Origin of the sequence: Parvibaculum sp. (assembly GCF_049672805.1) — a bacterium.
In the GTDB taxonomy this organism is placed as follows: Bacteria; Pseudomonadota; Alphaproteobacteria; order Parvibaculales; family Parvibaculaceae; genus Parvibaculum.
Genome location: NZ_JBATWS010000234.1, coordinates 1 through 20,558, shown reverse-complemented (window position 1 = coordinate 20,558; position 20,558 = coordinate 1). Strand labels below are relative to the sequence as shown.

Below are 20,558 nucleotides of genomic sequence, written 5' to 3'. Positions count from 1 at the left end.
GAAGGGGCCGCGGGGGAGGCAGGTGGTCACAAATGAACGCCACCTTGAAGGACGCGCCTGCGGAAGAGACAGGCCGCAAGCCCGGCAAACGCGAACTGACCAAAAAGAACAACCGCGAGGCCATTCTCGTCGCGGCGCGCACTGTCTTTGCCGATCTCGGCTATGGGGCAACTTCCGTGCGCGACATCATCCGCAAGACGGGCCTCGCTTCCGGCACGTTCTATAATTACTTCCGCAGCAAGGAAGAAGTCTTCGAGGCGCTGATGGATGAGGGAATGCGCCGCATCCGTCCGCGCCTGCGGGCAGAACGTATTCGCTCGCGCACTTTCGAGGATTTCATCCACAATGCCTATCGCACCTATTTCGAATATCTGGCGATGGATGGCGACACGTTTCAGGTGATGCGTCGCAATCCGAACACGATGCGCGTGCGCATGGACTCGCCTGAAATCATCGCAGGCTTCGAGGAAATCCGGGAATATATCGAGGAAGATATTCGCAATGGCGCGCTTCCGCAGGTAGATGCGGAATATCTGATGGCCGCCGTTGTCGGCATCGCGATGGAAGTGGGTGACCGGATGCTTCGCCGCCCGGAAATGGACCCGGAACACGCCGCCGCCTTCTCCACTGCGCTTGTGCTTGCGGGAGTCCGCGCCCTCCCGGCCAAGGGCGCCACAAAAAAAGAAGAAGAAAAATGAGCCTTCAGAAATTCATCGTCCGTACTCTGCTGAAATTGCCCGACAGCATTCTCGTGAAAATGTCGGGTGGCGAGCCGCTGGCGATTGATGGGCGCATTCTCGATGCACGGTGCCAGCTTCTCGCTGCGCAGGGCGCACGCCAGCCCTCCATGACAACGCTCGATCCCGTGACGGCACGGCAGGTCACGTCAGGCGGGCTGAAGCTGCTTGATGATGAACTGTCGCCCGGCGTGGAAGTTCGCGACATCACGCTGCCCGGACCGGGCGGCCCGCTTGCTGCGCGCCTCTATCGCCCTCGCGGAGAAGCCGGGCCGCTGCCGGGGATGGTCTTCTTTCATTTTGGCGGATGTGTCATTGGCGATCTCGATACCTGCCATGTGTTCTGCGGCATGCTGGCCGAAAGCGCGCGCTGCGCCGTGCTCAGTGTTGATTATCGCCTCGCGCCAGAGCACAAGTTCCCCGCGCAGGTGGAAGATGCAATCGCCGCCTGGCGCTGGGCGGTGGACAATGCGGATGATCTCGGCTTCGCGCGGGGGCGCATCGGCGTTGGCGGTGATAGCGCAGGTGGGAATCTTTCTGCCGTTGTGGCGCAGGCCGCAAAGCGCGAAGGCTTCACCGCACCCGCCCTCCAGCTTCTCATCTATCCGGTGACGGATTGGGCCGCGAAAGGCGGCTCCATGGAAAGCTGCGGCAATGTCTATCCGCTCACCGCCGAGATCATGGACTGGTTCGCCGGGCATTATCTGAACAGCGCAAGCGAGATGGCGGACCCGCGCGTCTCGCCGCTCAACGAGGCCGACCTCTCGGGCCTTGCGCCTGCGATCATCGTGACGGCAGGCTTTGATCCGCTGCGTGATCAGGGCGCTGCCTATGCGGAGAAGCTGAAATCGGCGGGTGTGTCGGTCACCTATCGCTGCGAAGACAGCCTGCCCCACGCTTTCACCGCGATGACGGGGGCAATTCCCGCCGCAAAACGCGCCTGCCAGAAAATTGCACAGGATGTGGAGGCAGCACTGCACTGAAGTGTGCAAATCATTCTCACCTTGCGGACAGCTTGTGCATCGCCGCGGCCTTATGCTATCTCCTCGCTGTCCTTAGGGGAGTAGCCGCCCTCCGTTTGAGAGGGGCGGGCGTCAACAAACTCGGGATGTTTCATCCCGTGGCGTCCGTATTCAGCACCCGCTGAACTGGCGAGACCTATGGCTCACGCGCTGCCTTGGCCGGGCGGCGGCGTTGGGTCATTGGTTGACGCGCCCGGCAGCGGAGAATTCCTTGGAAGCCTTCCTTGTTTCACTCGGCGTTGTGGCTGTCGCTGAAATTGGCGACAAGACGCAGCTGCTTGCACTACTCTTCGCTGCCCGCTTTCGCGCACCGCTTTCCGTGATCGGCGGCATCTTCGTTGCGACCGTGTTCAACCACGCCCTCGCAGCCTTTGCGGGCACGCTTATTGCCGACTGGCTGACGCCGCAAATTCTCGCCTGGGTGCTGGCCGTATCCTTTCTCCTGATGGGGGCCTGGGCGCTGGTGCCGGATGAGGCGCCATCGGACGAGGCCGCAAAGGCACCCGCGCGTTACGGCCCCTTCCTTGCCACTGCGATTGCCTTCTTCCTTGTGGAGATGGGCGACAAGACACAGATCGCTACTATCGCTCTCGGCGCGCGGTATGAAGCGCTTACTCTCGTGGCACTCGGCACAACGCTCGGCATGATGGTTGCGAATGTGCCTGTCGTCTTCTTTGGCGAGGCACTGGCAAAGCGCATGCCTGCCCGCATAATGCGGCTTGTCGCAGCGGGCATCTTCATCACTCTCGGCGCGATCGGGGTTGCAAGCGCGCTTGCCTATTCCTGATCGGAGTGGAAGAAAAGCATCAGCATGTCGTTGATGTGATCGGGCTCCTCACGATGAACCCAATGTGTTCCCTCCTTGAAGAAGAGGGAACCGCCCCGCTCGCAAAGCGCAATGCTTTCCTTCGCGAGGGAAGTTTCGGCGAAATCATCCTTCTCGCCCCAGATAAGCAGCACCGGCACCCTGATGGGGGAGGGCGTATCGGGAAGCTTTTTCTTCAGCAGCGCCCGATACCAATGGATCATGGAAGTAAGCGCCTTCGGCTGATCCCAGTTGCGTCGATAGGCGTCGAACTCGGCTTCATCAAACACACCTTCCCGCGAGGACATCCTGAGTACGTCCACCAGCGCCTGATAGTTCCGCCTGCGGATTGCCATTTCCGGCAGGATGCGCAATTTTAGTCGCCGGACGTAGCGGCTGCGCTTTCGCTGCGCCCTGTCGGATTGCATCGCCTTCTTCCAGATCGCCGGATGAGGCGCATTTATCATCACCGCCTTGTCCATATGGTCGGCGCGGGCGGAGCAGAGCCACCAGGCAACACTCGCGCCCCAGTCATGCCCGATGACGCGAAGCTGCGTTTCGCCGAGATGCGCGCCAAGCGCAATCACATCATCCGCAAGTTCATCAAGATCATAGGAGGCGACACCGCGCGGCTTGCCGCTCAGGCCATAGCCACGCTGGTCCGGCGCGACCACGCGGAAGCCCGCCTTTGCCAGCGCCGACATCTGATAGCGCCAGCCAAGGCAGCTATCGGGAAAGCCATGCAACAGAATGATGAGGGGCCCGTCCTCCGGCCCCATCTCCGCATAATGGAGCGTGATCCGGTCGAGATGCGCCACGCTGAAGCGCGCCTCCTCCATGCCGGCAATTCCGGCCATCCCCGTCGCCATCGGTATGTCGTCCTCCCTTATGCGTCGTGATGAGCAATTCTTTCCGGGCAGCATGGCGAAGTTTGGGCCGCGCCTTTATGCTGCGCGCAAATGAAACTTAAAAAGCCCGAGGGGAAACGTCATGCGTGCCATGCGTGTGCATCAGCTATCGGAAAATATTGATGTGATCCGAATGGATGAGGTGGAGCTGCCGCCGCCGGGGCCGGGGGAAGTGCGTCTCGACCTCAAGGCCTGTTCGGTGAACTTCCCCGATATCTTGATGATTCAGGGCAAGTACCAGTTCAAGCCGGAACTGCCTTTCTCTCCCGGCATGGAAGGGGCGGGCATCGTGGCGGCGCTCGGCGAAGGTGTCACGAAATTCGCGGTGGGCGACCGGGTGGTGGCGGGCCTGCGCATTGGCGGCTTTGCGGAAGCGGTAAATGTTTCTGCCGATGCTTGTCGTCACATTCCCGGCAATATGGATTTTGCAAAGGCTGCGGCCTATCCCGCCGCCTATCTGACGGCCTATGTCGCGCTGGTCTGCCGTGGCCATCTTCAAAAGGGCGAGACATTGCTGGTGCATGGCAGCACGGGTGGTGTCGGGCTTGCCGCCGTTGAAATGGGCAAGCTTCTAGGCGCAACAGTGATTGCAACGTCAGCATCGGATGAAAAGCTCAAGATCGTGAAGGCGCGGGGTGCCGATCACGTCATCAATACGGGCGAAGGTTTCCGCGAGAAGGTGAAAGAGCTGACAGATGGGCGCGGTGCAGATGTGATCTATGATCCGGTCGGCGGTGATGTCTTCGATGAGAGCGTGCGCTGCATTGCCTGGAACGGGCGGCTTCTCGTCATCGGTTTCACCAGTGGCCGCATTCCGAGCGTTTCCGTCAATATGCCGCTCATCAAGGGCTTTTCCGTTGTCGGCGTGCGCGCGGGAGAATATGGCAGGCGTGACCCGGAAGCAGGCCGGGCAAATATTGAAGCGGTGGATCGTCTGGCTGCGGAAGGAAAGATCGACCCCTATATCTGCGCCAGTTTTCCGCTGGAGCATGCCGTTGATGCCATGCGCATGCTTCAGGAGCGCAAGGTGGTCGGCAAGGTCGTGATCGAAATGTAGCTTGCGAACGCGTCACCCCGGCTTTCACCGGGGTGACATGTTCATAAAACCTCAGACGCTCCGCTGCGCCTTGTCCTTGTCATTCGCACTGCGGATCATTTCGCGCATCTGGGCCCACTGATCATCGGAGAGCTTGGAGAGATGCGCGAAATTGCCGGCACTGGATGAAAAGCCCGCGCCGTCGATTGCGATGCACTGGCCGGTCAGATATTCGCAGCCATCTGCCATGAGGAAGGTGGCGAGGTTTTTCAGTTCGCCCATCTGGCCGACACGGCCCATTGGAATGCCCTCGCGCGATGTGTCGCTATCAGTGGACTGGCCGGGCGAAAGCCGCGCCCAGGCGCCTTCGGTCGGAAAGGGACCGGGTGCAATGGCATTGAGGCGGATGCCGTATGGCCCCCATTCCGCCGCGAGCGATTTCGTCATGATGTTGACGCCTGCCTTCGACATGGCGGACGGCACAGTGAAGGGGCCGCCGTTCCACACCCATGTCGTGAGAATGGAAATGACGCTGCCCGGCACCTTGTCGCGTATCCAGCGCGTGCCGATTGAATGGGTCACATAGAAAGTGCCGTGAAAGACGATCCCCGCAATCGCGTCAAAGCCGCGCGTTGAAAGGTCTTTTGTCGGCGAGATGAAATTGCCTGCTGCATTGTTGACGAGGCCGGTCAGCGGGCCGCCATCCGCCCAGATTTCTTCAATCATCTCGTCCACGGCTGCCGCGACACGAATATCGACGCTATGCGTCTTTATCGAGCCGCCATGCCGATCCATAAGTTCGGCGGCCGTATCGTCGAGCACATTCTTGCGCCGCCCGCAGATATAAACCTCCGCCCCCAGACGCAGATAATCCTCGGCCATTTCCTTGCCGAGGCCGGTGCCGCCGCCTGTCACCAGAATGCGCTTGCCCTTGAGAAGCCCGTCGCGAAACATCGAATTCATTGCGTTCTCCCGCTCATTTGTTTGGGCGGAAGATTAGCTTCTCACTGCCGCCGCGTCTCGCCTTTCGAGATGACGTTGCGGAAGCGCGGATGTCTATTCCTTCCCCCGCGTGACGAGCATGTTCCAGAGGCGCACGGCGATGAAGATCGGGATCACGACCACCGCGCCGAGCAGGAGATATTGCAGTGACCAGTCAATGGCGGTGAAACCCATCTCCCAGACACGCGCAATCGTGTCGAGGAAATCGCGCCAAAGATCTACAGGCTTGATGCCGAACACGGCCAGAACCACGCCCACCGCAATGGAAGCAATGGCGAGCTTGAGAAGAGTGGGCAGCACCGGCCCGCCGAAAAATCGATCCATTAGCTTGCTTCCCCTTTTTTGTGCCTGTCGGCGTTCATCACTTCGCTACCAGAGTATAGACTGTGGGCATGGTGATCCCCGCCTCGTCGAAGCGTTCCTTGATGCGCCGTGTCATGTCGAAATGCACGGACCAGTAGCTTGCATTCATCACCCATACGCGCACCGTCAGTTCGACCGCCCGCTCGCCAAGTGCAAGCACGCCGACAAAGGGTTCCGGCTGGGCAAGGCAGCGCTCATCTGCGGCGAGTTCCTTGTGGATGATGGAGATAGCCTGCGCGATGTCATCGGCATAGGAAATGCCGAATTTCATGTCGAGGCGGCGCGTCGGGTGAAAAGAAAAATTGCTGATCGCCTGACCCCAGATCTGGCTGTTCGGCACGATGATCTGCACATTATCGGAGGTGGCGAGTTCCGTGGTGAAAAGCGTGAGGCTCTTTACCGTGCCCGCGACATTGCCCGCGTGAATATAGTGGCCGGAGCGGAAAGGACGGAAGATGAGCAGCATCACCCCGGCAGCGACATTGGAAAGCGTGCCCTGAAGCGCAAGGCCAACTGCAAGGCCCGCCGCGCCCAGCACCGCAATGAGGCTCGCGGTCTGTACGCCAAACTTTGCGAGCACCGCAAGCAGGGTGAAGGTCAGGACGAGATAGCGGACAATGCTGCCGAAGAAGCCCTTCAGCATGTCGTCAAATGTCGGCACTCTGGCCAACGCGCGGATCGTCCAGACGCGGCTGCGGCTCGCAAGCCATGTGCCGGCGATGAGAATGATGATCGCGGTCACGAGATTGACGCCGCCCGCGATGATCTGCGGCACAAGAAGCTCAAGCTGCTGGTGCAGGACGGGCGGCAACTGGTCGAGCATGGGGATCGATCCTCACAAACTGGCTGGCGGTTAGTTTCCCATTTCCGGCAGCGAATTTGAACAGCCGGAAATCGGCTATTTTGTGGAGCAGCGGGGCTGCTAGGCTCTCCCCCATGACCGACGCTTTCTCCCTGCCCCCGACGGATAGTCTGCCCGCCACCTTTGCCCGCTGGTTCGAAGGGCAGGGATGGCAGCCCCGCCCGCACCAGCTTGCCCTGCTTGGTCTGGCGCGGAAGGGAAAATCTGTCCTTCTCATCGCGCCCACAGGGGCGGGCAAGACGCTGGCAGGCTTCCTGCCAAGCCTTGTGGAACTGGCGGGCGGCGGGAAGGAGAAACGGGGGCTTCATACGCTTTACATATCGCCCCTGAAGGCGCTCGCGGTTGACGTGAAACGCAATCTCGAAAGGCCGGTGGCGGAGATGGGCTTGCCCATCGCCATCGAAACGCGCACCGGCGACACGCCGCAAAACCGCCGCCAGCGTCAGCGCCGCGAGCCGCCCGATATTTTGATGACGACACCGGAGCAGCTTGCGCTACTTCTGTCCTATCCCGATGCCGGAGATTTTTTCGGCGCGCTTTCCTGCGTGGTGCTGGATGAGCTTCACGCGCTGGCAAATTCAAAGCGCGGGGATCTGCTGGCACTCGGTCTTGCGCGGCTTGCGAAACTCGCACCGCATCTCCGCCGCGTTGGTCTCTCCGCAACGGTGGCGGAGCCCAATGCGCTTCGCCGTTATCTGATGCCGCAGCCAGAAAAGGGTGAGGCACTGAGCGACATCATCGTCGCACCACCGGGAGAAACACCTCAGATAGATGTGCTGACGCCCGCTGATGAGGGGCGGGAGGAAGTGCGCATTCCCTGGTCAGGCCATTCTGCCCGCCACGCCCTTCCGGCTGTGTATGACGCGATCCGCGCGCACCGCACCGTGCTTGTCTTCGTGAATACGCGCTCGCAGGCCGAGTTCGTATTTCAGGAACTGTGGCGGCTCAACGAAGATGCCCTGCCCATCGCGCTTCATCATGGCTCGCTCGCACCGGAAGCACGACGAAAGGTCGAAGCCGCGATGGCGGCGGGCACGCTGCGCGCTGTGGTCTGCACCTCAACGCTTGATCTCGGCATCGACTGGGGCGAGGTTGACCTCGTGATCAATATGGGCGCCCCTAAAGGCGCAAGCCGCCTGTTGCAGCGTATTGGCCGCGCGAACCACCGGCTTGATGAGCCTTCGCGTGCGCTGCTCGTGCCTGCAAATCGCTTCGAGGTGCTGGAATGTGTAGCGGCGCGTGCCGCCGCGATGGAAGGGGCACAGGACGGTATGGTGTCCCGCACCGGCGCGCTTGATGTGCTGGCGCAGCATGTTCTCGGCTGCGCCTGCTCATCGCCCTTCGATCCCGATGAGCTTTACGCCGAAATCCGCTCCGCTGCGCCCTACCACGCGCTCCCGCGCGACGATTTCGACAGGGTGGTCGATTTCGTTTCAACCGGCGGTTATGCGCTGAAGACCTATGATCGCTTTGCGCGCCTCCGGCCCAATGCAAAGGCGGAGGGAGATATGCGGCTGCGCGCGGCCTCGCCCGCCGTCATCCAGCAATACCGCATGAATGTTGGCACGATTGTCGAAGCCCCCATGCTGAAAGTGCGCATGGTGAAGCGCGGCACACGCCGCCCGACAGGCGCGATGGGCGGGCGCTATCTCGGCGAGATCGAGGAATATTTCATCGATCAGTTAGTCCCGGGCGACACATTCCTCTTTGCCGGGCAGGTACTCCGCTTCGAAGGACTGTTTGAAACGGAGGCGCTTGTCACGCGCTCGACAGGCGGCGAACCGAAAATTCCTTCCTATTATGGCGGCAAGTTTCCGCTCTCCACCTATCTCGCCGCGCGGGTGCGGCGCATGTTTGCGCGGCGCGAGGAATGGGCAAACCTGCCGCCGCCCGTGCGCGAATGGCTGGAGATTCAGGTCTGGCGCTCCGAGCTGCCGGGCGAAGACAATTTGCTGGTGGAATGTTTTCCGCGCGGCGACCGCTTCTATCTCGTCTGCTATCCGTTCGAGGGGCGGCTGGCACATCAGACGCTCGGCATGTTGCTGACGCGCCGTCTTGATCGCGCAGGCGCACGACCTCTCGGCTTCATCGCCTCGGAATATGCGCTCGCCATCTGGTGCCTGCGCGATCCGGGCCTCATGCATGAGCGCCAAGAATTGCCCCTTGGCGAACTCTTCGCTGAGGACATGCTGGGTGACGATCTCGACGCATGGCTTGCTGAGTCGAGCCTGCTGAAGCGCACTTTCCGGGATTGCGCCATCATTTCGGGCCTGATCGAGCGGCGCTATCCGGGGCAGGAGAAGACGGGACGGCAGGTCACTTTTTCTTCCGATCTCATCTACAATGTGCTGCGCGAGCATGAGCCGGATCATATTCTGCTACGTGCCACCTATAATGATGCGGCAACTGGCCTGCTTGATGTGGCACGCGTGGCTGCCATGCTGAAGCGTGTAAGGACGCGCATCCGGCTGAAACGTCTCGACCGTGTGTCGCCCCTTGCCGTGCCGGTGCTGCTCGATATAGGCAGGGTTGCAGTGGGTGGCGAGACAGACGAGGCGCTTTTGTCGGAAGCAGCAGACGAGCTGATCGCCGAGGCGACAAGGCTCGTGTAGCGGAGTAGGTGAATGCCCTATGCGGATTTGCAGGAACGGCGCGAGGGGAGCGGTATGCATGCCGCCGCTCAGCCATGCCTGCGGGTTTGCGGAGAGCGTTTTCACCTCCTGCCCGAAGGCGCGGCATGGCTGGCGGAAGAGCGGCTTCTTGTTGTGGCCGATCTCCATCTCGAAAAAGGCTCGGCCTTCGCCGCGCGGGGCATCGCGCTTCCACCCTATGACACGCGGACGACCATTGGCCGTCTGGAATCGCTCATCACAAGGCTGAAGCCCCAGACATTGGTGGCGCTGGGCGACAGTTTCCATGACAGCGAGGCAGAGCATCGCATGGATGCTGACGCCGCCGCGCGCCTCACCCGTCTTTCGTGCTCGCTCGACTGGATATGGATCGCAGGCAATCACGACCCTGTGCCGCCTGGCGTCTTTGGCGGCGTGGTGAAGGAAGAACTGCGCATCGGCCCGCTCACCTTCCGTCACGAGCCGCTTCCCGCGCCGCAGGCGGGCGAGATTGCGGGGCATCTCCATCCTTGCGCCGCCGTGCGCGTGCGTGGAAGGCGGTTACGCCGCCGCTGCTTTGCAAGCGATGGTACCCGCATGATCATGCCGGCCTTCGGTGCCTATGCGGGCGGGCTCAATGTGCTGGACAATGCCTATGACGCGCTGCTGCCCGGCTTTGACTTTCACGCATGGATGATGGGCGCGCGCAGTGTCGTTCCTGTTTCGGCAAGCCGCCTCGAAGCGGATTGAGTTTCAGCCGAAAGTTGCAAGCACTGGGAAAGTTTCGAGCAGGAAGATCGCGAGCCGCTCGAAGGTGCCGGTCAGCATCATCAGGCCCGTTCCCGCAAGAAGCAGCCCCGCCGCCATTTCAACCTTGCCCATATGGCGGCGGAACATTGCGGCAAAGCCGAGAAATCCGCGCACGGCGAAAGCTGCCGCTAGGAAGGGAATGCCAAGCCCGAGCGAATAGACGGTGAGAAGCAACACACCGGCTGAAAGGCTTTCCTGCGCGGCGGCAATGGTGAGGATCGTAGCGAGGATCGGGCCGATGCAGGGCGTCCAGCCAAAGGCAAAGGCAAGCCCGAGCAGATAGGGGCTTGCAAACTGCATCACAAAGCTCCGCTCGCCTTCGCCGCTTCCCGCCAGATGAAAGCGCGCCTCCCGGTTGAGAAAGGCGATGCGGAACAGCCCCATATAATGCAGGCCAAACACGATGATGATCACGCCTGCAATGCGGGTGAGGATTTCCTTGTGCTGGATGATCAGCGGATTGATCGCAGAGGCGCTCGCCCCAAGCGCCACGAAGATGGTGGTAAAGCCGAGCACGAAGCCGACAGCGCCAAGCGCTACCCGCGTTGTCAGGCCCTCCGAAGTCACGCCGTCTTCGCGTGTCAGTTCTTCCAGCGATGTGCCTGCAATGAAGCAGAGATAGGCCGGCACAAGCGGCAGCACGCAAGGCGAGAGAAAACTGATAAGGCCGCCCAGCGCTGCGGCGAGATAACTCATTTCCATGACGGCAATCCGATCATCGCCGGCCCATGATTGCCGAGGCGAGCCATCCGGCAAAGGCTGCGACCAGCACGGCGAGAAGCCCGTAATGGAACGGGTCGCTATGGGCCATGTTATAGATAGACCGCTCAAGCCCTCTCTTGTTGATATAGAGGGGTGAGGAGATCGTGTCGATCACCTCACCTTCCTGCAGCAGATAGACCTTCGCCATATAAAGCCCGACAGGCACATTGGCGGGAATATCAACTGTGGCGCGGAAAAGCGTCCGGCCGAGAAAGGTCACGCCGCCCGGCCGGTTGAAATAAAGCCCGTTTCGCTGCTGGTTGCGAATGAGCGCCTTCCAGAAGGCCGCTTCCTGATCCGGCGACAGAATTTGCGTATTTCCGTCCAGTGATCGTGCGACGGGGATGCCGGGGTTGATGTTTTCAACACCGATGTGCAGCGCCTTCAGCGTTTCAGGCGGCGCGATCACTTCCAGCGGCCGCGTACTCGCAATGGCGTAGTAGCCGGGCACGGAAGGGTAGGTGACGGCATCATGGTTCACCCATATCCCGCCAACCGGCTCCTTCTTGCGTACCGTCATCGGGCGCTCCGGCCCTTGCACGACAACGATAACGTCGCGATTGATGGCGCGTGCGCCGGGTGTGCGCGCTTCGACCGCACCGAAAAGCAGGATCTGCGTGCCGGTGAAATTGGAGCGGATGGCGATCTGGGATTGGGAGAGATCGGCTATAAGCTGGTCCGCGCGCGCAGGCGCTGTAGCAGTGCTTGTCAGAAGAAGCAGGGCCGAAAGAAATTGGGAAAGAGCGACAAGCCACCTCATTTCACCACCTGCACTTCGGTGATGGAGTAAGGGTCTTCCGGCGGGCTCACCAGTTCATAGCCGAGCCTGAGCCCGATCAACAGGAGCAGCGCCGCAAGCAGCGCGCGCAATTGTTCGGCAGGCATTCTCTCTGCCACGCGCACACCATATTGCGCCCCTACCACGCCGCCGATGACAAGCAGGAAGGCGAGCACAATATCGACCGCCTGGTTCTCTACCGCATGCATGACGCCGGTCAGGGCGGCAACAAAGACGATCTGAAAGAAGGAGGTGCCGATGACGACATTGGTCGGCATCCGCAAGATATAGATCATCGCCGGAATGAGAATGAAGCCGCCGCCCACACCCATGATGGCGGAAAGCGTGCCGACGAAATAGCCGATCAGAACGGGCGGGATCACGCTGATATAAAGCTTCGAACGGCGAAACCGCATCTTGAGGGGCAGGCCGTGAATCCAGCTATGGTGCCCGCTGCGCCTTCTTGGTGTTGCCCCGCCGCGCGCGGCACGGATCGCCTGCACGCTCTCGATCATCATCATCGCGCCAATGACGCTCAGAAAGAGCACATAGACGACCGAAATGGCGAGATCGATCTGACCGATATTCGAGAGCATCTTGAAGAGATAGATGCCGCTGAGCGACCCTAATATGCCCCCGCCAAGCAGCACCCCTCCCATCTTGAAGTCGATGGAGTTCCGCGCGAGATGTGCGAGCGCGCCGGTAACGGATGAGGCAACGATCTGCGTGGCCTGTGTGCCTACGGCGACCGCTGGCGGAATGCCGAGAAAGATGAGAAGCGGCGTCATCAGGAAGCCGCCGCCAATGCCGAACATGCCCGACAGGAAGCCGACAGCCGCGCCCATGGCCAGAATGGTCAGAATGCTGACCGGCAACTCGGCGATCGGAAGATAGATCTGCATGTCGCGCACGGCTCCGGTGGCAGGAGACCGTCAGCCAGCTCCGCCGCCCAGAATAAGGAAAAGGGCCGGGAACGGGGTTAGCACGTCCCCTTGCGAAATCCTAGCGCCGGGCGGGTTTTGCCTCAGCTGAACCGCGCCTGCAGCGAGTTCAGCGTCTCGTGCGTGACCGTTCCCGTCGTCGCCAGTCCTTCGGTCATCTGATATTCGAGTATCGCATCGCGGGTGCGCGGGCCCATCAGCCCGTCCGGAGAGCCCGCATCATAGCCGAGCCGGTTGAGCAGCTCCTGCACGCGGGCAATGTTCGCTCTGGTTGCGGCGTCATCGCTTCCCGCGAGCGTGGAAACGTCCCACTGCTTCAGCGGGGTAATGTCGCCATTCGCCACAGCGTCCGGGGTCTTTGCGCGCCACGTGCCGGAGGCAACCTTCGCCTTGGCAAGGTCTTCGGCGCTCATCTCCGTCGCCAGCGCATCACGCTTTGCCGCAGCACCCTGGTCGCCGCCCTTTGCGGCAATGTCGAGCCACTTGTAAGCCGCCACCAGATCCTTCGGGATGCCGAGCCCGCGCTCGTTCAGGATGGCGAGATTGTATTGGCTGTCACCCAGCCCGTGGTCGGCGGCCTTGGTGAACCACTCGGACGCTGTCTTGAAGTCCTGCGCGGTGCCGCGTCCTTCCGCATGGATTACGGCGAGGTTGTGCATCGCCTTCACATTGCCGCCCCGCGCCGCCTTCTCATACCACTCGCGGGCAAGGCGGTCGTCCTGCTTCACGCCACGGCCCTTTTCATACTGGGTGGCGAGGCGATACTGCGCAGCCGCAAGCCCCTGCTGAGCGGCGCGCTCGAACCATTTCGCGGCTTCGCCCATATCCTGATCCACGCCGTCGCCGTTGGCGTAGCGCTGGCCGACTTCATATTGCGCGGCTGCATTACCCTCCCGCGCCGCGTCCATCAGCGTCACCTTTGCAGGTGCGACTGGGGCCGTATCGACAGGTGTCGAGGGCGCAGGCGTCAGCGGCGTTGCGGGTGTCAGGGTTGCCTGACCGGCAGGCTCTGCTGTCGGTGCCTTTTGCGCGGGCGCAGGCTTTGCAGGCGGCACAAGGGCTTCATTCGGTGCGCCCTGCGCGCTCGAAGGACTGGTAGAGGCCGGAGCGGCATTCTCGCCAGTCGTGGCGCTGCCTGCTCCGGCACCCTCCGGACTGGCCTCCGGATCAGTGGTGTTTCGCGGTGTCTCCAGAACAGCGGGTGCCGTGCCGCCATTTTGCGTTGTGGCCGGCAAGGTGCTTTCCGCAACGGGGGCGACAGGCGCGGGAGTTCCGCGCAGCATCACATAGGCACCGGCAAGGAAGGCGAGCACGACGAAACTTGCCGCGACGCCCAGAATAAGCTTTCGGCCCCGGCCATCATTTGGCTCCTGCGCCGAGAAGCGGGCAGGGGCGGTGGTGAAGCCGGTATTCGGCGCCGTCCCGTAATAGGGAGCATCCACCCGTTCGGTATGGCCACCGGAGGCGGCTGCCTGTGCGGCGCGGCGCGCGGCGGCAAGGAAATCATTGGCAGCACGTTCGCCAGCATTCTGCGCGGGCTCTACGGGGTCGGGCGGGATCACGCCATCATCAATCTCGGCATGATCGAATGTGTCGAACTCTTCCTCATCATCCTGCGCGGCAAAGGGCGGCGGGGCGCTCTCTTCGTGACGGAACTCTTCATGGCGCTCGCTGGCAGGCGCATAAGGCGGCGGATCAATCCGCGTTTCGGCATAGGGGCTGCGCGCTTCGCTACGGGCATTGAGGTAATCGCCGCGCGCAGGCGCATCCCAGTCACCGGGGCCGAAAGCCGGGCCGAAATTGCTGCCGATCGCACTCGGCATCATAGGCGGCGCGTCAAAGGCGGGGAGACCAAAAGGCCCGGCCGGCGGGAAGCCTGCCATCGGGCTGCCGACATTCACCTGAGGCGACAGGGCGGTCTTTGCCTTTACTGCTTTCGTTTCCTTCTCAAGCGTGTTGAGGCGGCTCGTCATCCGCTCGATCATCGCCTGCAGCGATGTCAGCGCCTCACGCTCGCGGCCTTCACTTGCGGAAAGATTTTCGCCGATCCCGGCAATGGCCTTTTCCACCGCCTGCGCGGCTTCCATGGTCAGCCGTTCATTATGTTCGAGCCGCTGTGCCATCTGCTCGAAGCGCGTGGCCAGCGCATCCGGCACTTCCGTGCGATGCGCGCGGTCCAGATCCTCGATCTTGCGGGCGATGCTCGTGACCGTGTTCTCGAATGCTTTCACCGTTTCATCGGCGCGGGATTCCGAACGCTCAAGCCGTTCAGCCATCTTGTCGAGATTGGTCTGCAGCCTCTCAATCGCGGCGCGCTGGTTCTCCGCCTGCGACTTTTCTTCAATTGCGCGCAGCGCTGCCTGCACGGCCTGCGGGCCAATGCTGCTGACGCCCTGTTCCATCTTTTCAAGGCGGCTGGCAAGCTGCGTAAGCGTGGATTCAAGCGCCTGCGAGCGGCGCTTTGCCTCTTCGCGCTCCGCCTCAAGCTCGGCGTTCTCGACGCGATGCGAGAGCGAGGCGAGCGTCTCGCGAATTTCGGCCAGCGTGCTGTCGGTGCGCTGCTCGGTCGTTTCGAGGTGATCGACGACCGCGTTCACCGCCTTTTCAAGCGTCTGAATTGTCCGCTGCTCTTCCGGGCGCAGGCCGCCACGGCCACCACGCTCCAGCCGCTCGCCAAGCATCTGAAGCTTGCGCTCCAACGGATCGATGGATGAGCCGGATGAATATCTCTCTTCCGCTTCATATCCTGGCTGCTCGAGACGCTGGGCAAGCTGGCTTACGGTCTGCTCAAGCTTGCGCGTCATCTCGGCTGTGCGCCGCTCGGAATTATCGACACGCTGAACGAGTTCCCGCACCGCCTGTGCGACAGGGTCGAGGTCAGCCGCCGGACCGGGCAGCGAAGTCTGGGAAGGTGTCCTTTCCGGAGGCGAGTACCGGGTCTCCATGGCAGAAGGCTCCTGTCGGCCTACTTCGTCGGTACCGGATTCCATGATGACCTGATTGAGCCAGGTGCCCAAGGTCACGCCAGCGCGCCGGGCGGCCTGCTTCGCCGCTTCGCGCGCCTCAGGCTCAATGCCCTTGACGCTCCATGGAACCCCCGATCGCATCCGAATCACTATGCCCGTTAACCCTTTGGGCCAGTATAAACCGCGCTATATGGTATTTCTCAACGCTGTCTGACCCATAATCTTGTCATTATCGGTCATTTTTGCCGAGGCGGGCTGTCACGGGGCGCGAGAGCCGATCCGGCAAGGCCAATAAAACGGCAATGTCGGTAAACACCGCGTTAATTCCGGGCCTGCCGCAGCGTGATTTTGGAGCTTCTTCAGGGGACGGGGTGATTATTGCGGAGATCGAGCGCCGCGACATCGCTCCAGCGCGACCAGCGCCGCGCTTTCGCAAGATAGGCGTCATGGGAGGCAGCGATGCGGGCGGCGAGATCGCTCGTCGCTGCGAGTTCCGAAAGCACGTCTTTCGAGACTTTCGCCATGGCGGCGGCCACGGGCTCCGGCCATTCCCGCATCTCGGTTCCGCTCTCGGACAGCATCCGCGCAGCAGCCTCGATATTGTGGAAGGTGAAGTCCGCCATCGTCTCGGCGGCGCTCGCAAGGGCGGCCCCGCGCACGATTTCCTGAAGGTCGGGCGGCAGGCTTTCAAAGGCCTTCTTGTTGACCATCAGCTCAAGCGCCGGCCCCAGCTCGTGAAAGGCAGGCAGATAGTAATATTTCGCCACCCGGTCGAGGCCGAAGGCGAGGTCGTTCCACGGGCCCACCCATTCGGCAGCGTCAATCGTGCCGTTCTGCATGGAGGAGAATATCTCGCCCGGCGGCGTCAGCATGACGCTGGCGCCCAGCCGACGCATCACCTCGCCGCCAAGCCCGGCGATGCGAAACCTGAGCCCCTTCAGATCATCCAGAGAACGGATTTCCCGGTTGAGCCAGCCGCCCGCTTGCACGCCGCTCGATCCGGCATAAAAGGGCAGCACGCCGAAAGGCGCATAGGCCTCCTCCCAGAGCGCCTGCCCGCCGCCAAATTGCAGCCAGCCCGCCATTTCCCACGCCATGAGGCCGAAGGGAACGCCGGTGAAATAGTGGAAAACGGGGTTCTTGCCCTGCCAGTAATAGGGCGTGCCATGCCCCATATGGCAGACACCCTGCGAAACGGCATCAAACACTTCGAAAGCGGGAACCATCTCGCCCGCGCCGAAAAGCTTTACGGTGATCCGTCCGCCCGACATGGCGGTGATGCGGTCTGCGAGGCGCTGCGCATTGATGCCGACACCGGGCGCGCCATTCGGCCAGCTTGTCGCCATACGCCATTGATAGGTGGTATCGCCGCGAGCCGATGTTGCGAGGGCCGGCATGGCAATCGCACCAGCCGCCACACCCAGAAATTCCCTGCGCTTCATCTTTTGTGCCCCCGTCCCGGACCGGTTGAATCGGTGAGCGCGAGCATGTCACCCGACGCCCCTTTTCGGCAATGGTCTGAAGAGGAAAGGTCAGGAACCGGAAAAGACCTGCACGACGATGAGCTTGTCGCCGCTGCGCGCAATACCGATGCCGCTCCGCGTCATGTCGGAGGATTGCATGTTCTTGCGGTGGGCGGGGCTTATAGCCCATTTGTCCACCAACGCCTTTGCCAGCGCCTCGTCGCTCATTGAGGCATAGGTCTGCCCCTCAACGATCTGGATATTCTCCGCAACCTTCCCCTTGAAGGTCGGAGAGACGGCAAGTACTCGTTCGTGCGGACCTTGGCCTTCGGGATTGTGGTGGCCGTAAAAGCCGCGAAGCTGCATATCCGCCGCATGGACACTTGCCGCGCGCTGCAATGTCCCGTCATTTGAGAGCGGTGCGACATTGCGGGAAGCGCGGAAGGCATTGACCGCATTGAGAACCGCACGCGACAGAGGGGTTTCGGCCTCGGCGGCCGCACTCGCTGCGGCGGGCAGCGTGACGGTATTTACGTCAATCGGCTTGTCCGGCGACGGGGCACCCGCACAAGCCGCGACAAGCCCGCAAAGGGCCACCAGTAACATCAACCTCGCAAGCAGCATCTTTTCCTCCCGATTCCCTGCTATCGGCCACTACAGCACCGGGACAGGCCCATGCGCAAAAATTTTTGCCGACGAATTGACGTTTACGTCAACGTCAAATAGATTGCGGTCTACTTTCAGTATATGGCCGAAAAGAGCCAGAAACCCGGGTCTGGACGTGATGTCCGGTCCGGCCATCGAGACAGGTTCAGGGAGTAAGAAGGTCATGGAGCAGCAGCTTCACACGGAAACGCAGCCGGGCAGCGCCAGCGCGCGGGGCCAGAACAAGGCCGAAATGTCCAGCGTCACCTGGTCGATCACCGAACTGGCCGAGGAATTCGGCCTGACGACGCGCGCGATCCGCTTTTACGAGGACAAGGGCCTGCTCTCGCCGGAGCGCCGCGGCCAGACACGCATCTATCACCCCCGCGATCGCGCCCGCCTGATTCTCATCGTCCGGGGCAAAAATGTCGGCCTCGCCCTGGCCGAGATCAAGGAAATCCTCAGCCTTTACGATCAGGAAGATGGCTGCGAGACGCAGAACCGCGTGGCTCTGGCCAAGTTCCGCAAGCGCATCGAGCAGCTTCGTGAGCAGCGCAACGAGATCGACCTCCAGATCAAGACTCTGGAAGATAGCTGTGCCCGCCTGGAAGCCCAGATCGAGCGGCAGGTAAAGGCTGCGGCCAAGAGCCCCTCCGCATCAGCGAAGACGAAGAAGCCTGAAAAGGCTATCGTCTGAGGTAATTGGCGCGCTCCGGTCTCCGGAGCGCGGTTTACCCGCTGGAGGTTACACATGCCGAGCTACAAGGCGCCGCTGCGCGAATATCGTTTTCTCCTGAACGACCTTCTCGACCTTTCGCAATATGCGAAATTGCCGGGCTTTGCCGATGCACCCGCAGATCTTGTCGATGCGATTCTGGAAGAAGCGGCCAAGCTCACCGAAGAGGTGCTCCAGCCCCTCAACCAGATTGGCGACCGGGAAGGCTGCAAGCTCGAAAATGGCGTTGTGACGACTCCGACCGGCTTCAAGGAAGCCTACAAGCTGCTGGTCGAAGGCGGCTGGCCCGCGCTGGTGGCTGACACGCAATATGGCGGTCAGGGCTTGCCCAATGCGCTTGGCGTGATCTTCAACGAGATGGTCTCTTCCGCCAACATGGCCTTCGGCATGTATCCGGGCCTGTCGCATGGTGCCTATTCCGCGCTCTCGCAGCACGGCACGGATGAGCAGAAGAAGAAATATCTGCCGAAACTCGTGACGGGGGAATGGACCGGCACGATGAACCTGACCGAGCCGCATTGCGGCACCGATCTCGGTCTGCTGCGCACCAAGGCCGTGCCGGTGGGCGATGGGTCCTACAAGATCAGCGGACAGAAGATTTTCATTTCGGCAGGCGAGCATGATCTTGCCGAAAACATTCTCCATCTCGTTCTCGCGCGCATTGAAGGTGCGCCGCAGGGCGTGAAGGGCATTTCTCTTTTCCTCGTGCCGAAGTTTCTTGTGAACGAAGACGGCTCGCTCGGCGCCCGCAATGGCGTGACCTGCGGCGCGCTGGAAGAAAAGATGGGCATTCACGGCAACGCGACCTGCGTTCTGAATTATGACGACGCCATTGGCTGGCTCGTCGGTGAGGAGCACAAGGGCCTGCGTGCCATGTTCACCATGATGAACGAGGCGCGTCTCGGTGTCGGCCTGCAAGGCCTGTCTCAGTCGGAAGTTGCCTATCAGAACGCCCTCGCCTATGCGCAGGAGCGTTTGCAGGGCCGCTCGCTCACCGGGCCGAAAGCGGAAGACAAGCCCGCTGACCCGCTGATCGTGCATCCTGATGTGCGCCGTATGTTGCTCAACATCAAATCCTTCAATGAAGGCGCACGCGCGCTTCTTGTCTGGACGGCGCTTCACGGCGACCTCTCGCATCGCTCCGACGATGAGAAGACGCGCGAGTTCGGCGATGACATGATGGCGCTGCTGACGCCGGTGCTGAAAGGCTATTTCACGGATCGCGGCTTCATGAATGCGGTCGATGCGCAGCAGATTTTCGGCGGCCACGGCTATATCGCCGAATGGGGCATGGAACAGTTCGTGCGCGATGCGCGCATTGCCATGATCTATGAAGGCGCAAATGGCGTCCAGGCGCTCGACCTTGTTGGCCGCAAGCTCGCGCAGAATGGCGGTCGCGCCGTCTTCGCCTTCTTCAAGGCTGTGGATGATTTCATTGCCGAGAACAAGAATAACGAGGCGCTGAAATCTTTTATCGAGCCGCTTGGCCGCGCCCGTGCCGATCTTGAAACGGCGACCATGTGGTTCATGGAAAATGCGCTGACCAACGCGGACCATGCCGGCGCAGGTTCTACCCCCTATATGCATCTTTTCGGCATTACGGGGCTTGCCTTCATGTGGGCGAAAATGGCAAAGGCCGCGACTGAGAAACTTGCCGCCGCTGAAGGGGGCGACAAGGTTTTCTACGAAACAAAAATAAAGACCGGCCGCTACTACATGGAACATGTGGTGCCCGAAACGGCGACGCATCTCGCGCGCGTCCGTCACGGTGCTGACACCATGATGTCGCTGGCGGCTGGCGAATTCTGATTGCTGCACGTCTCAAGGGAGAGCGAAGAATGAGTGCCGAATACAAGTCCCCCTGGCTGAACGAGGAACTGGAAATCCTTCAGGATGCCGTCCGCAAGTTCTATGAAAAGGAATTCCAGCCCCATGTGGAACGCTGGGAGGAGCAGGGGTCGGTGGATCGTGACGCCTGGCTGAAGGCCGGTGAGGCAGGCATTCTTTGCGCCTCCATCAAGGAAGAATATGGCGGCGGCGGCGGCAATTTCGGTCATGAAATGGTCATCGCGCAGGAGCAGGGCCGCGCCGGCATTTCCGGCTTCGGCAACTC

Annotated in this window: 19 protein-coding genes; 9 read left to right on the top strand and 10 right to left on the bottom strand. The window is 61.4% G+C overall.

Going from position 1 to position 20,558, the window contains the following annotated elements; genetic code table 11:
• From WBF74_RS07635 to WBF74_RS07625, 3 genes are all read left to right on the top strand, one after another.
• Nucleotides 1-698 (top strand): TetR/AcrR family transcriptional regulator (locus WBF74_RS07635; RefSeq protein ID WP_424437620.1); only part of this gene is annotated, 698 nt, incomplete at its 5' end.
• A complete protein-coding gene (locus WBF74_RS07630; RefSeq protein WP_424437617.1) occupies nucleotides 695-1,720 on the top strand; it encodes an alpha/beta hydrolase fold domain-containing protein in 1,026 nt (341 codons plus the stop codon). The genes WBF74_RS07635 and WBF74_RS07630, both read left to right, overlap by 4 nt.
• A 250-nt stretch (nucleotides 1,721-1,970) precedes the next feature.
• Complete coding sequence (locus WBF74_RS07625; protein WP_424437614.1) at nucleotides 1,971-2,546, top strand: TMEM165/GDT1 family protein; 576 nt, start codon at nucleotides 1,971-1,973, stop codon at nucleotides 2,544-2,546.
• On the opposite strand, the gene WBF74_RS07620 is transcribed toward WBF74_RS07625, so the two are convergent.
• A complete protein-coding gene (locus WBF74_RS07620) occupies nucleotides 2,537-3,433 on the bottom strand; it encodes an alpha/beta fold hydrolase (RefSeq protein WP_424437611.1) in 897 nt (298 codons plus the stop codon). The genes WBF74_RS07625 and WBF74_RS07620 overlap by 10 nt on opposite strands.
• A 121-nt stretch (nucleotides 3,434-3,554) precedes the next feature.
• Between WBF74_RS07620 and WBF74_RS07615 the strand changes: the two genes are divergently transcribed.
• Nucleotides 3,555-4,529 carry an NADPH:quinone oxidoreductase family protein gene (locus WBF74_RS07615; protein ID WP_424437608.1) on the top strand — a complete coding sequence of 325 codons (975 nt, stop codon included), beginning with the start codon at nucleotides 3,555-3,557 and terminating at the stop codon, nucleotides 4,527-4,529.
• Nucleotides 4,530-4,580: 51 nt separating this feature from the next.
• Here the strand turns inward: WBF74_RS07615 and WBF74_RS07610 are convergent, their stop codons facing one another.
• The 3 genes from WBF74_RS07610 to WBF74_RS07600 all read right to left on the bottom strand — a co-directional run bounded on the left by WBF74_RS07610 (nucleotide 4,581) and on the right by WBF74_RS07600 (nucleotide 6,696).
• Nucleotides 4,581-5,462, bottom strand: coding sequence for an SDR family oxidoreductase (locus WBF74_RS07610; RefSeq protein ID WP_424437623.1), 882 nt, complete (start codon nucleotides 5,460-5,462; stop codon nucleotides 4,581-4,583).
• A 102-nt stretch (nucleotides 5,463-5,564) separates the two neighbouring features.
• Nucleotides 5,565-5,834: a DUF6460 domain-containing protein gene (locus WBF74_RS07605; protein ID WP_424437605.1), complete on the bottom strand. Its 270-nt coding sequence runs from the start codon at nucleotides 5,832-5,834 to the stop codon at nucleotides 5,565-5,567.
• A gap of 37 nt (nucleotides 5,835-5,871) precedes the next feature.
• Nucleotides 5,872-6,696: a mechanosensitive ion channel family protein gene (locus WBF74_RS07600; protein WP_424437602.1), complete on the bottom strand. Its 825-nt coding sequence runs from the start codon at nucleotides 6,694-6,696 to the stop codon at nucleotides 5,872-5,874.
• A gap of 113 nt (nucleotides 6,697-6,809) precedes the next feature.
• Here WBF74_RS07600 and WBF74_RS07595 point away from each other — a divergent pair, with 113 nt between their 5' ends.
• Both WBF74_RS07595 and pdeM read left to right on the top strand, forming a co-directional pair.
• Nucleotides 6,810-9,347 (top strand): ligase-associated DNA damage response DEXH box helicase, encoded by a 2,538-nt coding sequence (locus tag WBF74_RS07595; RefSeq protein ID WP_424437599.1) that lies wholly within the window; start codon nucleotides 6,810-6,812, stop codon nucleotides 9,345-9,347.
• Nucleotides 9,348-9,359: 12 nt separating this feature from the next.
• Nucleotides 9,360-10,094, top strand: a complete 735-nt coding sequence (pdeM, locus tag WBF74_RS07590) for a ligase-associated DNA damage response endonuclease PdeM (protein WP_424437596.1) — start codon at nucleotides 9,360-9,362, stop codon at nucleotides 10,092-10,094.
• A 3-nt stretch (nucleotides 10,095-10,097) separates the two neighbouring features.
• On the opposite strand, the gene WBF74_RS07585 is transcribed toward pdeM, so the two are convergent.
• The 6 genes from WBF74_RS07585 to WBF74_RS07560 form a co-directional block, all read right to left on the bottom strand.
• Nucleotides 10,098-10,856, bottom strand: a complete 759-nt coding sequence (locus WBF74_RS07585) for a cytochrome c biogenesis CcdA family protein (RefSeq protein WP_424437593.1) — start codon at nucleotides 10,854-10,856, stop codon at nucleotides 10,098-10,100.
• A 13-nt stretch (nucleotides 10,857-10,869) separates the two neighbouring features.
• Nucleotides 10,870-11,676, bottom strand: a complete 807-nt coding sequence (locus WBF74_RS07580) for a TIGR02186 family protein (protein WP_424437590.1) — start codon at nucleotides 11,674-11,676, stop codon at nucleotides 10,870-10,872.
• Entirely contained in the window at nucleotides 11,673-12,596 is a 924-nt protein-coding gene (locus WBF74_RS07575; RefSeq protein ID WP_424437587.1) for a sulfite exporter TauE/SafE family protein, read from the bottom strand. The genes WBF74_RS07580 and WBF74_RS07575 overlap by 4 nt, the downstream gene beginning before the upstream one ends.
• Nucleotides 12,597-12,718: 122 nt before the next feature.
• Nucleotides 12,719-15,658: a peptidoglycan-binding protein gene (locus WBF74_RS07570; protein ID WP_424437584.1), complete on the bottom strand. Its 2,940-nt coding sequence runs from the start codon at nucleotides 15,656-15,658 to the stop codon at nucleotides 12,719-12,721.
• A 302-nt stretch (nucleotides 15,659-15,960) separates the two neighbouring features.
• Nucleotides 15,961-17,043, bottom strand: coding sequence for a TRAP transporter substrate-binding protein (locus WBF74_RS07565; RefSeq protein ID WP_424437581.1), 1,083 nt, complete (start codon nucleotides 17,041-17,043; stop codon nucleotides 15,961-15,963).
• Between the two features lie 90 nt (nucleotides 17,044-17,133).
• Nucleotides 17,134-17,688 (bottom strand): CAP domain-containing protein, encoded by a 555-nt coding sequence (locus WBF74_RS07560; RefSeq protein ID WP_424437578.1) that lies wholly within the window; start codon nucleotides 17,686-17,688, stop codon nucleotides 17,134-17,136.
• A 205-nt stretch (nucleotides 17,689-17,893) separates the two neighbouring features.
• Between WBF74_RS07560 and WBF74_RS07555 the strand changes: the two genes are divergently transcribed.
• From WBF74_RS07555 to WBF74_RS07545, 3 genes are all read left to right on the top strand, one after another.
• Complete coding sequence (locus WBF74_RS07555; RefSeq protein WP_424437575.1) at nucleotides 17,894-18,406, top strand: MerR family transcriptional regulator; 513 nt, start codon at nucleotides 17,894-17,896, stop codon at nucleotides 18,404-18,406.
• Nucleotides 18,407-18,460: 54 nt separating this feature from the next.
• Nucleotides 18,461-20,254: an acyl-CoA dehydrogenase C-terminal domain-containing protein gene (locus WBF74_RS07550; protein WP_424437572.1), complete on the top strand. Its 1,794-nt coding sequence runs from the start codon at nucleotides 18,461-18,463 to the stop codon at nucleotides 20,252-20,254.
• 29 nt (nucleotides 20,255-20,283) lie between these two features.
• Nucleotides 20,284-20,558 (top strand): acyl-CoA dehydrogenase family protein (locus WBF74_RS07545; RefSeq protein ID WP_424437569.1); only part of this gene is annotated, 275 nt, incomplete at its 3' end.

Coding starts and splice junctions, on each gene's coding strand:
- WBF74_RS07630 (WP_424437617.1), top strand. CDS start 695: ATGAGCCTTCAGAAATTCATCGTCCGTACTCTGCTGAAATTGCCCGAC.
- WBF74_RS07620 (WP_424437611.1), bottom strand. CDS start 3,433: ATGGCGACGGGGATGGCCGGAATTGCCGGCATGGAGGAGGCGCGCTTC.
- WBF74_RS07615 (WP_424437608.1), top strand. CDS start 3,555: ATGCGTGCCATGCGTGTGCATCAGCTATCGGAAAATATTGATGTGATC.
- WBF74_RS07610 (WP_424437623.1), bottom strand. CDS start 5,462: ATGTTTCGCGACGGGCTTCTCAAGGGCAAGCGCATTCTGGTGACAGGC.
- WBF74_RS07605 (WP_424437605.1), bottom strand. CDS start 5,834: ATGGATCGATTTTTCGGCGGGCCGGTGCTGCCCACTCTTCTCAAGCTC.
- WBF74_RS07600 (WP_424437602.1), bottom strand. CDS start 6,696: ATGCTCGACCAGTTGCCGCCCGTCCTGCACCAGCAGCTTGAGCTTCTT.
- WBF74_RS07595 (WP_424437599.1), top strand. CDS start 6,810: ATGACCGACGCTTTCTCCCTGCCCCCGACGGATAGTCTGCCCGCCACC.
- pdeM (WP_424437596.1), top strand. CDS start 9,360: ATGCCCTATGCGGATTTGCAGGAACGGCGCGAGGGGAGCGGTATGCAT.
- WBF74_RS07585 (WP_424437593.1), bottom strand. CDS start 10,856: ATGGAAATGAGTTATCTCGCCGCAGCGCTGGGCGGCCTTATCAGTTTT.
- WBF74_RS07580 (WP_424437590.1), bottom strand. CDS start 11,676: ATGAGGTGGCTTGTCGCTCTTTCCCAATTTCTTTCGGCCCTGCTTCTT.
- WBF74_RS07575 (WP_424437587.1), bottom strand. CDS start 12,596: ATGCAGATCTATCTTCCGATCGCCGAGTTGCCGGTCAGCATTCTGACC.
- WBF74_RS07565 (WP_424437581.1), bottom strand. CDS start 17,043: ATGAAGCGCAGGGAATTTCTGGGTGTGGCGGCTGGTGCGATTGCCATG.
- WBF74_RS07560 (WP_424437578.1), bottom strand. CDS start 17,688: ATGCTGCTTGCGAGGTTGATGTTACTGGTGGCCCTTTGCGGGCTTGTC.
- WBF74_RS07555 (WP_424437575.1), top strand. CDS start 17,894: ATGGAGCAGCAGCTTCACACGGAAACGCAGCCGGGCAGCGCCAGCGCG.
- WBF74_RS07550 (WP_424437572.1), top strand. CDS start 18,461: ATGCCGAGCTACAAGGCGCCGCTGCGCGAATATCGTTTTCTCCTGAAC.